13 protein-coding genes are annotated in these 13,917 nt (G+C 60.1%); 9 read left to right on the top strand and 4 right to left on the bottom strand.

Features of this window, described 5'->3' with window-relative positions:
• Positions 1 to 32 precede the first annotated feature (32 nt).
• The 3 genes from RLEG4DRAFT_RS14695 to RLEG4DRAFT_RS14685 form a co-directional block, all read right to left on the bottom strand.
• Entirely contained in the window at positions 33 to 620 is a 588-nt protein-coding gene (locus tag RLEG4DRAFT_RS14695) for a hypothetical protein (protein ID WP_003577692.1), read from the bottom strand.
• 20 nt (positions 621 to 640) lie between these two features.
• Entirely contained in the window at positions 641 to 1,972 is a 1,332-nt protein-coding gene (locus RLEG4DRAFT_RS14690; RefSeq protein WP_003577691.1) for a hypothetical protein, read from the bottom strand.
• A gap of 116 nt (positions 1,973 to 2,088) precedes the next feature.
• Positions 2,089 to 3,963 (bottom strand): TPR end-of-group domain-containing protein, encoded by a 1,875-nt coding sequence (locus RLEG4DRAFT_RS14685; RefSeq protein WP_003577689.1) that lies wholly within the window; start codon positions 3,961 to 3,963, stop codon positions 2,089 to 2,091.
• Between the two features lie 341 nt (positions 3,964 to 4,304).
• Here RLEG4DRAFT_RS14685 and RLEG4DRAFT_RS14680 point away from each other — a divergent pair, with 341 nt between their 5' ends.
• On the top strand, positions 4,305 to 4,559 hold the full coding sequence (locus RLEG4DRAFT_RS14680; RefSeq protein ID WP_037093691.1) for a type II toxin-antitoxin system Phd/YefM family antitoxin: 255 nt from the start codon (positions 4,305 to 4,307) through the stop codon (positions 4,557 to 4,559).
• Positions 4,556 to 4,987, top strand: a complete 432-nt coding sequence (locus RLEG4DRAFT_RS14675; protein WP_003577687.1) for a type II toxin-antitoxin system VapC family toxin — start codon at positions 4,556 to 4,558, stop codon at positions 4,985 to 4,987. Before RLEG4DRAFT_RS14680 ends, RLEG4DRAFT_RS14675 begins: the two co-directional genes overlap by 4 nt.
• A gap of 43 nt (positions 4,988 to 5,030) precedes the next feature.
• Here RLEG4DRAFT_RS14675 and RLEG4DRAFT_RS14670 read toward each other — a convergent pair whose 3' ends face one another.
• Positions 5,031 to 6,101 (bottom strand): LacI family DNA-binding transcriptional regulator, encoded by a 1,071-nt coding sequence (locus RLEG4DRAFT_RS14670; protein ID WP_003577686.1) that lies wholly within the window; start codon positions 6,099 to 6,101, stop codon positions 5,031 to 5,033.
• Positions 6,102 to 6,323: 222 nt separating this feature from the next.
• Between RLEG4DRAFT_RS14670 and RLEG4DRAFT_RS14665 the strand changes: the two genes are divergently transcribed.
• The 7 genes from RLEG4DRAFT_RS14665 to RLEG4DRAFT_RS14635 all read left to right on the top strand — a co-directional run bounded on the left by RLEG4DRAFT_RS14665 (position 6,324) and on the right by RLEG4DRAFT_RS14635 (position 13,878).
• Positions 6,324 to 7,277 carry a sugar phosphate isomerase/epimerase family protein gene (locus tag RLEG4DRAFT_RS14665; RefSeq protein WP_003577684.1) on the top strand — a complete coding sequence of 318 codons (954 nt, stop codon included), beginning with the start codon at positions 6,324 to 6,326 and terminating at the stop codon, positions 7,275 to 7,277.
• Between the two features lie 59 nt (positions 7,278 to 7,336).
• Entirely contained in the window at positions 7,337 to 8,569 is a 1,233-nt protein-coding gene (locus RLEG4DRAFT_RS14660; RefSeq protein WP_003577682.1) for an ABC transporter substrate-binding protein, read from the top strand.
• A 99-nt stretch (positions 8,570 to 8,668) separates the two neighbouring features.
• On the top strand, positions 8,669 to 9,556 hold the full coding sequence (locus RLEG4DRAFT_RS14655) for a carbohydrate ABC transporter permease (RefSeq protein ID WP_003577680.1): 888 nt from the start codon (positions 8,669 to 8,671) through the stop codon (positions 9,554 to 9,556).
• On the top strand, positions 9,556 to 10,440 hold the full coding sequence (locus RLEG4DRAFT_RS14650) for a carbohydrate ABC transporter permease (RefSeq protein WP_003577678.1): 885 nt from the start codon (positions 9,556 to 9,558) through the stop codon (positions 10,438 to 10,440). Before RLEG4DRAFT_RS14655 ends, RLEG4DRAFT_RS14650 begins: the two co-directional genes overlap by 1 nt.
• Before the next feature lie 7 nt (positions 10,441 to 10,447).
• Complete coding sequence (locus RLEG4DRAFT_RS14645; RefSeq protein WP_003577677.1) at positions 10,448 to 11,530, top strand: ABC transporter ATP-binding protein; 1,083 nt, start codon at positions 10,448 to 10,450, stop codon at positions 11,528 to 11,530.
• Between the two features lie 84 nt (positions 11,531 to 11,614).
• Positions 11,615 to 13,267, top strand: a complete 1,653-nt coding sequence (locus tag RLEG4DRAFT_RS14640) for a GMC oxidoreductase (protein ID WP_003577675.1) — start codon at positions 11,615 to 11,617, stop codon at positions 13,265 to 13,267.
• 221 nt (positions 13,268 to 13,488) lie between these two features.
• On the top strand, positions 13,489 to 13,878 hold the full coding sequence (locus RLEG4DRAFT_RS14635; RefSeq protein WP_003577672.1) for a hypothetical protein: 390 nt from the start codon (positions 13,489 to 13,491) through the stop codon (positions 13,876 to 13,878).
• The last annotated feature ends 39 nt before the right edge of the window (positions 13,879 to 13,917 follow it).

The following is a 13,917-nucleotide window of genomic DNA, read 5'->3' as shown; positions in this document are numbered from 1 at the left end:
GTTGACCTCCCTTGTTCGTCCGTATCCACAAATCAATCACTATCGCTCGATCTGCGAGGTATGAAACCACCCGATCGCGACATCACCCCGCCGGAGCGGGACAAGGCTCCGCCCGATCTGGACATTCCAGTCGCCATTCCTCTGGGATCAGCAGAGACCTCAGCCGAGAGCAGGATTTGTTCAAAGGTTCCGGTTTGGGCATCGAGCCTCATCGAGAGATCGTCCTTCTCGTAGATCCAGACCCTAATATCCTCGGCGAGAGCTCCAATTTGGGAGCCGAGGCCTGTTAGTGCACTTGCGCCAGGAGATCGGTATAGTCTTGCGTATTCGATATCACCTTCGGCGTTCCTCGGAGGAGAGTTGTCAGGAACCATGCCGTCGCCGTGGACAAGAAAGATTGCTGGCCTGGTCAGTTCAATAAAAGCTCCTTCGAAAGAGAAAGCGTAGATGCGCGCGAGTGTCGCGCCCGGCTCAGCGAGTTGGTTCCTCAGGAAATTGTTCGCACCTGCTTGACGCGGGCCTAAAGGGCCAGAGGTGCCGCCTCTAAGAACAACGTCTTGAAGTTCACGTCCAAACAAATACACGGATGATATGCTGAGTAGGTTTTCCTGGTGTGCCACGTTTCCCTCCATCTACCTGGTTATTGACTGATGCCTGATTTCGACAGCAAAACTTTCTCGCGATAGTTCATCTTCGGAAGCTCCAGATAGTCTATCGGCAATAACGTCCGAGCAGAGTGGACATGACTGTCATGCTCGCCGCCTTTGAGGTGCGGGCCCGCGTGCAGCTCACCAATCGCGCGTCGCCTGAAGTTTCTGTCGATGATCCGTGCGAACTGACCGCCACTTTCGTCTTGATCGATCGCAAGCGTCGTTCTCGCGACGTCGCCGTAGTCCAGGAAGTCTGCCGCAAGAGCCCACAAGGTTTCCGCCAGATACGTCCCCACGATATCGCGTGCGTCGAGCAGTGCTTGGACAAACCCATCAGCGTTCTGTGTGAAAGCGCGGTCGAAAGCATGCTGCACCGGCGCCTCGGCAGCCGGATCGAACTCGGCAATATCTGCGAGGTCCTCAACGGCATGCGAGATCAAGCCGCGCGCCACCAGGCTCTCATGAAAAATATCGACGAGGATGTCGAATATCGCGCCGGTGAGCGGCTGCGAGAGTTCGTGCTCGTTCTTCCATCCACGCGCAAACTCGGCCATCGTCCGTTTGTTGTTTGCCGACCGTATCTGGCGATGCGGCGAAAATTCCGAAAAGCGTGACAGGCGGTTTGCGCGGTAGAGGTTACCGCGCGTCTCCGCGAGAACATTGTTGATCACGGACGGAAAATGCATGGCCGCAATCAGCGACACGCAGTCGGAAAAGGCCTCCTGAAAGCCAAGGTATTCGGGATACTCGGTTCCCGGGCGCGGCACGCCCAAGATGCTGAAGATGATCGCGTGCCCGACCTCATGCGCGACGACGTCGAAATCCAGGCTGAAGGGAAGGACGCGCCCGTCGTTCTCGAACTGGCTCCCGACTTCGAGGAAACCATAGCCGTACTGGGCGTTGTCCCATTGCGGCAGGATCGAGATTTCCAGGCGGTCATAATGATCCCGAAAATGCCAGGTGAGTGGCTGGCCGAGATAGCGCTCCCAAACATCCAGTGTGAATCGCACGCATCCAAAAACATGCGCGGCTTCGAACCCAGCCATCGAAGGTCGGAGATAGTCGAAATTGCCGCACTCGTCGGGGATGGCGGGCTCGAGGATTTTTCCGATCCAGGGCGGCAGGGACATGTACGGCGTTCCGAGCGGCCCGCGGTTCACACCGTAGGGACCGGTCTTGCCAACCGGCTCCACAACGAACATGCGATCATCGGCCGGGCCAGCTGTCAGGCTACCCAACGGCGACGAAACTTCCACGATCTCGGGACGAGATCGAGCATCTTCAAATGGAGGCTGTACAAAAAGTCTGAACCGGGCGCCCATCCGCTCCCCCTCAAAAGACTTTTATGATTGCCAGTTTAAGTTGACTTTCAGCGCTCCCAAGAATTTTAGCAAGTAATAAAATAGTATTAGAGCTAGCCTACCAAATGTACGGGGCGTTATTCAGACAGCTCAAGCAATCTCGAATAGCGAGGGTGACTGCGAATGGAATCGAGGTCGGAATCATTCTTGAACCACAGCCGCATCTCGGCCCCGACCTGAGGCATCCAGGCCTCGAGGACGTCGATCGCTTGGTCAATCTCGCCAAGCAACGCATACGTGCAGGCGGCGTTGTACTGAATGTTTATGTCGCTGGGATCAGTCGCCAGGGAGCGGGCCAACCACACCAACGCCCGATCTCTGATGCCGAGAAAGGCCAGCACGGTCGCTCCAAGACAGGCAACGTTGGCATTCTCCGGATGTCGCCGTAATTCGTCCTCAGCCTTTTTTATCGCGATTCGAGCATAGCTCTCGGCCTTGTCCAACTGCCCGAGTGACCGAAAGACATTCACGAGCATGGTCGGCGCGCCATAGTCTGCAGGCTTGATTTCCGACGCGCGCATAAAGTACGTCGCCGCTAGCTCAAAATGGCCATTGGTAACACAAAACTCTGCATAATATCGATTGGCTTCATGGCAATTGGGGTCGAGCGATAAAGCCCGTTCGAACGAAGAAACCGCCTCGGCGCGATTGCCGGCGACCGCCAACGCAAACCCCTTGGCGGCATGGGCCTCTGCCAGATTGGGATCGATAGCGAGCGCTTTCGCTGTGTTCGCGAGGATGTCCTCTACCGGAATCCGCACACCAAACTGAGACCGAAGGCGGGAATCGCAGACCGCGATTCCCGCATAGGCGCGAGCGTAGTCCGGATCCAATTCTATGGCTCTCGCGAAGCTCTGCCTGGCCATGAGATGGTTTGAGCGCGAGGCAATGTGATAATACTCGCGTCCCCGCAGGAAGTGCGTATAAGCTTCGACGCTTTCCGTCGGCGCCTGCTCGATCGCCTCCTTTTCCTCCGGGAGCAGCTTGACCTTCAGTTGCTCGACAATTGCCTTCGTGATCTCGTCCTGCACTTCGAAGATATCGGTGAGGTCGCGGTCATAACGCGCGGCCCAGACGTGGCCGTCACTGGCAGCGTCGATCAATTCAGCATTGATCCTCAAATGGTTACCCGCCTTGCGGACGCTGCCCTCTACGATATAGGCAACCCCGAGCTCCCTGGCTATGCGCTGCAGGTTCTCGCTCCGGCCCTTCCATGTGAAGACAGTGTTGCGGCTCAGTACAAATAAGCCTGAAACATTCGATAGATCGGTGATGATGTCCTCGGTGATGCCGTCGCTGAAAAACTCTTGGGCGGGGTCGTCGCTGATGTTGGCAAATGGCAGGATTGCAACGGATGGCTTGTTGACGGGTGCCCGCGTGTGGTCACTTGCAGCAGACGTCACCTCTACGCCGGAGGCGACGTTGCCCCAATCGGCAAAATAGACATGCACCGGGCGGGAAATGTTCTTGACGGTCTTTTCACCCTGGTCTGCGAAATCGAGGCCGAGCTTGTTTCCGACTTCGTGGCGCACAGCAGCCGAACAGGCGATGCCGCCCGGAGCTGCAAGGGCTTGAAGGCGGACCGCCACATTGATGCCATCTCCATGAAAGTCATCCGCATCGAAGACGATGTCGCCCAAATTCAAGCCTATTCGAAACGCGAAGTGCCTGTCGGCTGGAATCCCCATGTTGCGCTCCAGCATGCCGCGCTGGATTTCGACTGCGCATCGTGCAGCACTAAGCACGCTACCGAACTCGACCAGGAAACCGTCACCCATCACCTTGATTATGCGCCCGTCGTGGGTCGTGACAGCAGGTTCGAAGAGCTCGCGGCGATGCTGCCGAAGGGCATTAAGCGTCTCCTCTTCGTTGGCCTCTAAGAGACGGCTGTACCCCACCACATCGGCGGCCAGAATGGCCGTCAAGCGTCGCTCGACAAGCTCTGCACACATGCCCGTCTCCCCAACGTGCTGGTGGCAATACTATCCAATTCTAAAAGCTAGCCCGTAATGTTGCCGGACGATTGTATTACTGACAACTAAAATCTCCCTCTTGCCCGGAAGAACTCTCGGAGCCGCTCAAAATAGCGGATTACGCCAGCGAGAAGTTGGAAGCTGCCCTAGGGTCATCATTGAGGTTGAGGAAGCCAGCAACGCCATGAGGCTTGTTTAGTCAAAGATAATCCCAGCACTACTTTAAGCGCCCCCGCTGAGAATGAATTCAATGAGCCCACAATGCTTGCTCTGACGGCCGGCAGTGTTATATGTAGGTAAATACCTACATGGGGCATGTCATGACCGTTACCACGCTTTCCAGCCGCGAGCTCAATCACGATGTCAGCAGTGCGAAGAAAGCTGCAAAAAAGGGGCCGGTCATCATCACTGACCGCGGCAAACCTTCCCATGTCCTTCTGACATATGAAGAATTTCAACGTCTTTCCGGCAGCCGCCAAAGCCTGGTCGATGGGCTTTCCATGCCGGGCCTATCGGAAATCGACTTCATGCCAACGCGGGTCGAGATCAAAACCCGCGGAGTTGACTTGTCTTGAGCTATCTGCTGGATACGAATGTCATCTCGGAGCTGCGCAAGATTGGTGATGGCAAGGCTGATCCTCAAGTCGTGGCATGGATCGAAACCGCGAACGCTTCAGACTTTTATCTCTCTGCAATCACCATTTTCGAATTGGAACGAGGCGTGCTTGCCATCCAGCGAAGAGATGCGCGCCAAGGTTCACGCCTGCGTACATGGCTGGACGACCATGTGCGCCCGGAATTCGCCGGCCGGATCCTGCCGATCGACGATGCCATTGCAACGCGTTGCGCGCATTTGCATATTCCCGACCGGCGCAACGAGGCAGATGCGTTGATTGCTGCGACCGCACTTGTTCACAATCTTACCGTGGTCACGCGAAACGTGAGAGATTTCGACGGCACCGGTGTCGTCGTTGTCGATCCTTGGCAAGGTCGAGAACCGTAGGTGCTTGCATAGATTCAGATCGGAACGTCCAGTTCAGGCCTCGTCAGCTCTTCGGAGGGGCGATGCTCTCCCGCGGGATAAGCTTGCTGCGGATGATGGTGCGCACGGAGCCCGGGTTTTGCGTCTGGCCAATGGCGTCGAGCAGAAGATCCACCGCCGCGCGGCCCATCTCTTCCACCGGCTGCTCGATTGTCGAGAGCGGTGGGGAGGAGAATTCGCAGACGGGAGAGCCGTCGAAGGAGACGACGGATAGATCATTGGGAATGCTCAGGCCTGCGCGCTTGATGCAACTGACGAATGAAATGGCCATGTCATCGCTGGTGGCGATGACCGCCGTCGGCTTCTCGGCCAACTCGGCGAAATCGGCTGCCGCCTGGACGCCGATGTCGAAACCGTGCTGATAATCGAGACGACCGCCCGAGCGGTGCACGGCCTCCTTCGATAGACCGGCTGCCGCAAGCGCCTCGAGTACACCGCCATAACGCTCGACGTCATGATAATTTCCTTCGGGTCCGGCGAGGTAGAAGAACCGCCGATGGCCCAAACGGATCAGTTCGGCCGTGACGTTGCGCACAGCCTCGCGGTCGTTCGTCACGACGCTCGGCAGACCGGCATCGCTCATGTCGAGCAGCATCGAAACGATCGGCAGGCCGGAATTTGCCAGCGAGCGTCCGTCAACCTCCGGAAGCTTCGACGACAGAATGATGGCGCCGCGTACGCTGCCGCCGAAGGCGAGATCGAGAATGTGCCGCTCGGAAATCTCGTCGCGGTCGAGGTTGGCGATCATCAGATTGTAGCCGCCCTGGATCAGCGATTTGTTGATGCTCTGGAGGACCTGCGGAATGATCTGTGAGACGCCGTAATAGAGCGATCCGGGCAGGATGATCATGATGATGTTGGATTTGCCGACCCTGAGGCCGCGCGCCATCGCATTGGGAGTGTAGCCGAGCTGCTTGGCGGCGGCGTTGATCTTGGCGCGCGTCTTTTCATTGACCCGTCCGGGATTGGCGAGCGCGCGACTGACCGTCGATATCGCAACACCGGCAAGGCGCGCGACATCGGCCATCAACGCACCCGATTGGTCCTCTCCGATCACATCCTTGTTTTTATTCACGTTTTGTCTCTTCCCCCAGATGCTTCGGTCTGCAACTTTAAGACAGGCCGTGATTTATAGCAAACGTTTGCCAAAAATCGCTTGCTTAAAAAACCAGCTTGATTATCATCTAGGCATGGCAAACGATTGCCATTCCTTAATGCGTTGAAAATCCATGACTTATTGGATGTGGAACTGAGGTTCCGCCGGCGGGTAGGTCATGCCTTGAGAAATGGACAGGTTATGGCTACTGGCGACAGGCTGCGCTTCGGCGTCGATCTCGTGACATTCTTCCATCCTGGTTTCTGGGGTGTCGATGGCCATGACGCGATCGTCGACCATGCGCGCACCGAACCGCGCGCCTTCTGGGACAAGATCCTCGACAGCGTCCAGGCTTCCGGCGTCACCGGCGTCGAGCTGACCTTCTCTCCGTTCAACTGGCAGGACGCGATCAAGACCTATGGCTCCGTCGATGCCTTCGCAGCCGAACTGACAAAACGCGGGCTGACGCTCTGCAGCGGTTTCTTCGCGGAACTGGAGGCGGCGGGCGACTTCACGGAAGTCGAAGCCCAGCGCGCGCTGATCGACAAGGCGGAGCGTTATGCGGACTTCCTGAAAGCCTGCGGCAGCGACATCATGGTGATCGGCGCGCCCTTACGCCAGACACTCGGTGCTCAACCGGTGCAATTTTATGATTTCGACCGTGCCAAGGTGATCGCCGATTTCCTGAACCGGCTCGGAGCGACCCTCCATGCCAGGGGCGTGCGGCTGGCGCTGCACACCGAGGCGCATTCGATCTTTGCAGGCGCGCGTGACGTCGACCTGATGATGCTTCTGACCGACCCCGCCTATGTGCATATGTGCCCGGACACGGCCCATATCATCGTTGCGGGCTCTGATCCCGTCCAGCTCGTCGATCGCCATCACGAGCGGATGATCATCGCCCATTGGAAGGATGCGATCGGGCCCATGCCCGCCGACACACCGATCGACAAACATATCCATGATCGCCACCAGCCCTATTTCTGCAGCTTCGGTCTTGGACGGGTCGACTGGCCGGCCTGGATACGGCTGCTGCGCGACCGGGCCTATGAAGGCTGGGCGATCCTCGAACTCGATGCCGCGCCAGATCCCGTCCGCGACATCGCCAACGGGCTGACGCTCGTCCGGCAGGCGCTCCTGCCGATCTATCGCTGAAAGTCACTCCCAAGACAACGAACGCCCCGCAAAGAGGGCATTTTCAAGAGGTGGAACAAATGAAAACCATGATGAAGCTTTTTCTTGCCGGCGTGGCATTCGCCGGTCTCTTCGCCTCGGCGCAGGCCGAGGACAAGCCGACGATCGAGATGATGTCGTCCTGGACATCGGGCGGCGAAGCGGCGGCCTTGAACGTCATCAAGACCGAATTCGAAAAGCGCGGCGGCGTCTGGAAGGATTCCTCGATTGCCGGTTTCGGCGCAGCCGATGCCGCCTTCCAAAACAGGATCGTCGCCGGCGACGCCCCGGGCGCCAAACAGGGCGTCATCGGTCTCGCAGCCGCAGATTTCGTCAGCCAGGGCCTGTTCAATCCGATCGACGACGTCGCTGCCGCCGGCAAATGGGCCGACGCCCTGCCGAAATCGATCTACGATCTCATCTCTTATGACGGCAAGGTCTATCTCGCGCCGACCGGCGCCCATGGTGAAAGCTGGGTCTTCTATTCCAAGGACGCCTTCGGCAAGGCCGGCATCGCAGCGGAGCCCAAGAGCTGGGAGGAATTCTTCGCCGACCTCGACAAGCTGAAGGCTGCCGGCATCGTTCCGGTCGCCTGGGGCGGCCAGCCCTGGCAGCAGACCAAGGTCTTCAACATGATCCTTCTCTCGCAGGTCGGGATCGACGGCTTCCTGAAAATCTACGTCGACAAGGACAAGAGCGACGCGTCAGTCGCGGGCGTGACGAAGACCCTTGAAATCCTCGGCAAGCTGCGCGGCTATGTCGATGCGGGTGCTGCCGGCCGCAACTGGAACGACGCGACCGCCATGCTGATCACCGCCAAAGCCGGTGTGCAGTTCATGGGCGACTGGGCAAAGGGCGAATTCACCGTCGCCGGCAAAGAACCGGGCAAGGATTATGGCTGCATGATCGTGCCGGAATCCAAGGGCATGGTCTATATCGCCGACTCCCTGTGGTTCCCGAAGACCAACAATGCCGGGACCGACAAGGCGCAGAAACTTCTCGCCGAAGTCGTCATGGATCCGGCCGTCCAGGTCGAATTCGCCCTGAAGAAGGGCGCGATCCCGATGCGCTCCGACGTCGACAAGTCGAAGCTTGACGTCTGCGCCCAGAAGGGCGTCGAACTGATGGCCGCGGGTGCGATCGTGCCGGATCAGGCGATTGTGCTGACGCCACAGCAGGTCGGCGCGCTCGACGATTTCGTCGACGAATATTGGAGCGGCGGCTCGGACGATACAGGTTCCGCGGCCAAAAACTTCTTCGCCATCTTCGAGTAGGATCGTGCCTGTGGCGTCGGCCTGATCCCGACGCCATAGCCGCCAGCCGCCTCGCGTGGCGGCGCGGCTCCCACTTTTCATCCGTCAACGAGCTGGCCGATGTCCATCAAACGCAAGCCCAATCTTTCCGCCACCATCGCGCTGCTGCCGACTTGGTTCGTTGCGGTCGCGGTCTTCATCGGCACCATGGCCTGGTCGATCCGCCTGTCCTTCACCAATTCGACGCTCTTTCCGTCCTCGACCTATGTCGGCTTCGCGCAGTATTCGAAGCTCTTTTCCTCCGCCAAATGGCTCGCCTCGCTGCAGAACGTATTGATTTTCGGCGTGCTCTATGTCGCAGGCTGCCTGTTGCTCGGCTTCTTGCTGGCGGCGGCGCTGGACCGCAAGATCCGCTTCGAAAGCGCCTTCCGGACCATATTCCTTTACCCCTACGCAATGTCCTTCGTGGTGACCGGGCTGATCTGGCAATGGATGCTCAATCCGACGCTCGGCATTCAGGCGAGCGTGCGTTCGCTTGGCTGGGAAAGCTTTGTCCTCGACTGGGTGGTCAATCGCGATATGGCGATCTATGCGCTGGTGCTCGCCGGCGTCTGGCAGGGCGCGGGGCTGGTCATGGTCATTGCGCTCGCCGGCATGCGTGGCATCGAGGCCGAGCAATGGAAGGCGGCGCGCATCGACGGCATTCCCGTCTGGCGGATCTATGTCTCGATCATCCTGCCCCAGCTCGGGCCGGCGCTGGCGGCGGCCGGCATGCTGCTCGCCATGGGCGTGATCAAGACCTACGACATCGTCGTCGCCATGACCAATGGCGGGCCCGGCAATGCGACGGAGGTGCCGGCAAAATTCATCATGGACAATCTGTTCGGACGCCAGAATCTCGGCCTTGCCACGGCAGGCGCGACAGTGCTCGTCCTCGGTGTGATCATCGCGGTCGCCCCGTTGCGCTACGCCATACACATGCGCAACAGAGCGAAGGGAGCCGCGTGATGGCCCGCCCTCATCCGAACGGCCCGAAGCCGGCACGCCTGACAGCTGGGCGCGTCGGCCTCTATGCCTTTCTTGTCATTGCCGCCCTTTTCTTCCTTCTGCCGCTCTACACCATGGTCGTCACCTCGCTGAAGTCGATGGATGAAATCCGGCTCGGGCAGATCTTCGCCCTGCCGGGCAGGCTCGATTTCTCCGCCTGGGCGACCGCCTGGTCGGGCGCCTGCATGGGAACGGTCTGTGTCGGCATTCGCAGCGGCTTCTGGAATTCGGTGGCGATCACCCTTCCCGCCGTCGCGCTTTCGGTCTTCATCGGCGCCGTCAACGGCTATGCGCTGTCGCTCTGGCGGCCGCGCGGGGCAAACCTGCTCTTCGGCCTGCTGATGGCCGGCGGCCTCATCCCCTACCAGATCTTCCTCTATCCGATGGTGCGGGCGATGGCGAATATCGACCTCTACAATTCGCTCGCCGGCATCATTCTCGTCCATGTCATTTTCGGCCTGCCGCTGGTGACGCTGCTCTTCCGCAACTATTTCGTCAGCGTGCCGGAGGAGCTCTGCAAGGCGGCGCGCGTCGATGGCGCCGGCTTCTGGCGCATCTTTTTCGAGATCATGCTGCCGATCGCCGTGCCGATGGTGGTGGTGGTCTCCATGCTGCAATTCACCGGCATCTGGAACGACTTCCTGCTCGGCCTCGTCTTTGCCGGGCGCGACAACCTGCCGATGACGGTGCAGCTCAACAATATCGTCAACACCACGATGGGCGAGCGGACCTACAATGTGAACATGGCGGCGACGATCCTGACCGCCGTCGTCCCTCTCGCCATCTATTTCCTGTCCGGCCGCTGGTTCGTGCGCGGTATCGCCGCCGGCGCAGTCAAAGGGTAATGCTTCCATGCAATCTGCCGTCTCCGTCAAAGACCTGAAGATCGCCTATGGCGACCACACGGTGATCGAGAAGATGTCGATCGACATCGCGCCGCAAGAGTTCCTGGTGCTCCTCGGCCCTTCCGGCTGCGGCAAGTCCACGCTTTTGAACGCCATTGCCGGCCTTCAGGACATTACAGCAGGCGAGGTCTGGATATCAGGCAAGAACGTCAGCTGGGAGGAGCCGAAGGACCGCGGCATCGGCATGGTCTTCCAATCCTACGCGCTTTACCCGCGCATGTCGGTCCGCAAGAACCTTTCCTTCGGACTTCGCGTCGCCGGCCTGCCGAAGGCCGAGATCGAGGCCCGTGTCGCCCGCACCGCCGCCCTCCTCCATCTCGACACGCTGCTCGACCGGCGCCCTGCCGAACTCTCCGGCGGCCAGCGCCAGCGCGTCGCCATCGGCCGCGCGCTGGTGCGCGAAGTGGATGTCTTCCTGTTCGACGAACCGCTGTCCAATCTCGACGCCAAACTGCGCAACGAATTGCGCGTCGAGATCAAGAAGCTGCATCAGCGCCTCGGCAACACCATGATCTATGTGACCCATGACCAGGTCGAGGCGCTGACGCTTGCCGACCGCATCGCCATCATGCGGGACGGCGTGATCCAGCAACTCGCCTCACCGGCCGAGATCTACCGCCGCCCGGCCAATCTCTTTGTCGCCGGCTTTATCGGCGCTCCGGCGATGAATTTCGTCGAAGGCCGGATCGAGCGCGGCGGCGCCTCGCCGGTTTTTCTGAGCAAAGGGCTTGCCGTCGATCTCTCCGGCTATTCCTTCAGCCTGGCCGCAGCGGAAGGACCGGCAACCCTCGGCTTTCGCCCAGAGCATCTCGTGCTCGAAGGAGCAGCGAGCGGCCTGCCCACCATTCCAGGGCGGGTTTCCGTCGTCGAGCCAATGGGGTCGGACGCTGTCGTCTGGTTCGACTGGGCGGAGCAAAGCCTCTCGCTCCGGCTGATGGGCGACGTGGCGCTGCAGCCGGAGGACGCCGTGGCTCCTGGCCTCGATATCGCCAAGGCGTCGCTGTTCGGCGCCGACGGCTCGCGGCTCTGATGCGCCGCCCCTTTGTTTTCTCGCAATTGCCGGCGCGCCACGCGCCATTTTGAGCAATCGCTCCAGGACAGGAATTGGAAAGACATGTCTGAGATCGTTTATGATGCGCTGGTGATCGGCTCCGGCGCGGCGGGTTCTTTCGCGGTCAAAGAACTGACGGCACAGGGGCTGTCGGTGCTGCTGCTGGAGGCCGGTCCCGCCGTCGGGCCTGGGGATTTCGACCCCGCGCGCAAGAAGGCGCCGGCAAGCAGCATCAACATCTGGGAGCGCGCCCGGGCCACCATCAGGGGCCAGCCGATCCAGGCGCGGGCGGCCTTTTTTACCGAGCGCTTCAGCCACTTCTTCGTCAACGACCGCAAGAATCCTTATACGACCCCGAAGGGCGAGCCTTTCCTGTGGATCCGCGGCCGCCAGGGCGGCGGACGTCTGCACAGTTTCGGCCGGGTGCTGCTGCGCTGGACCGACGACGATTTCAAGATCCGGTCGCGCACGGGCAAAGGCGTGGACTGGCCGGTCTCCTATGACGAACTCATGCCCTTCTATGACGAGGTGGAGACCTATCTCGGGCTCTATGGCAACAAGGACAATGTGCCGACCCTGCCGGACGGCGTCTATGCGAAACCGGCAAGCCTGACGCCCGCCGAACAGATCTTCAAGCAGGCGGTGGAAAGCCGCTGGCCGGAGAGGCACGTCGTCTCCTGGCGCTACATCGCGCCGGACGCCGAACGCATGCCGCGGCCGCTGCGGGACGCCAAGGCGACCGGCAGCCTGACAGTCCGCTACGACGCCGTCGTCCGCCGCATCACCACCGACGAGAAAACCGGCCGCGCCACCGGCGCGGAGTTCATCGATCGCAATACGGGCCATGTTTCGACGGCTCGGGCCGCAACGGTGGTTCTGTCAGCCTCGCCGATAGAGAGCGTGCGGCTGCTCCTGAATTCGGCTTCGGCAAGACATCCTGATGGCCTCGGTAACAGCTCGGGCGCACTCGGCCGCTATTTCATGGACCAGCTTCCCTGCCTCGCCTTCGGCTCCTTTTCGAAGGCGAAGGGCTGGGCGCCGGACGAATCCGCTCCGACCGACCCGTTCTACAATCCGTCGGGCGGGATCTTCATTCCCCGCTTCGGCGAGAGCGACGCTGCCCGCGGCGATTTCGACTACCAGGGCAGCGTCGGCCGGGCGCCGGTCTCCGGCCACACCGATGCGCGTCTCTCCTTCTTCGGCTTCGGCCGCATGCTGCCCTATGCCGACAATCGCATCACGCTCGATCTCAGGCGCAAGGATGCCTGGAACATTCCCGTGCCGCATATCCGCTGCGTCATGCAGGCGGAGGAGCAGGCGCTGCTTGAAAGGCAGGAGGAGACTCTGATCGCCATGATCAGAGAGGTCGGCGGCGAACTCGAATTCATCGGCTCGCCCACCGGCCTCAAGGAGATGGGCAAGGGCGCCTTTCCCGACGCCGATGTCTTCAGCCGTTTCATGTTCCGTCAATGGTTCCGCAAGACGATGTGCATGGGCGCGGCAATCCATGAAACGGGCGGGGCACGCATGGGCGAAAGCCCGGAGGCTTCGGTGCTCAATTCCTATAATCAGGTCTGGGATGCTCCGAACCTCGTCGTCACCGACGCCAGCGCCTTTCCCGGCAGCGGCATCGCCGGCACGACGCTCACCGTCATGGCCCTGACGATCCGCGCCTCCCGGAACCTTGTCGACCAATACCGGACAGGGCAGCTTTAGGCGCGCCGTCGCCACGATCAGATGATTTCAGGTCGAGTCCGGCCTGAAAGCTCGACCCCGTTCTATTACACCCGATGTAATTGAGCCCATTCCCTCTCCGGCGTATCCAGAAATGGCCTTCCTGCAGGAGGAACATTCAGTCCTTCAACAAGATGTGGCCAGCCCTGATGATGTCGATGGCCAAGTCGCCGTCGGCTGTGCGGTGGCCGAGGAGAATTAAGATGATGACAATGAGTTTTACCAGGCGGGAGCCGCCTGCATGGCTGCTGGCCTTCTGGAAGGAGATCGATGACAAGACCTTCGGCGCCGGCTTCGATTGCCTGGCGCAGGACGCCACCTGCAATCTGGGCGTTGCCGACTGGAAGGGTCGGGAGACCATTCGCGAGAACCTGCGCGCCTTCATCGATACCGGTTTCACGGCACTTCACGATGTGACCGAATATTGGGATGCCGGGTCACTCAAAGTCTTTCGCGGGACGGTCACGATGACACCCCACGACCAGACCCAACCGGCCGTGAAGCCGGTGATGACGCATTTCTTCTACATGGATGAACGAGAACCAACCAAGGTCGGCCGTTGGTACGGGTCTGTCGGTCCCGTTGCTTTCTAACACGGCGGCGCAATCGACATTATCGCTGGCGGGAGTATT

This window comes from Rhizobium leguminosarum bv. trifolii WSM2297, from assembly GCF_000271845.1.
The sequence above is the reverse complement of the archived record's forward strand: the minus strand, read 5'-3'. Positions and strand labels throughout refer to the sequence as shown.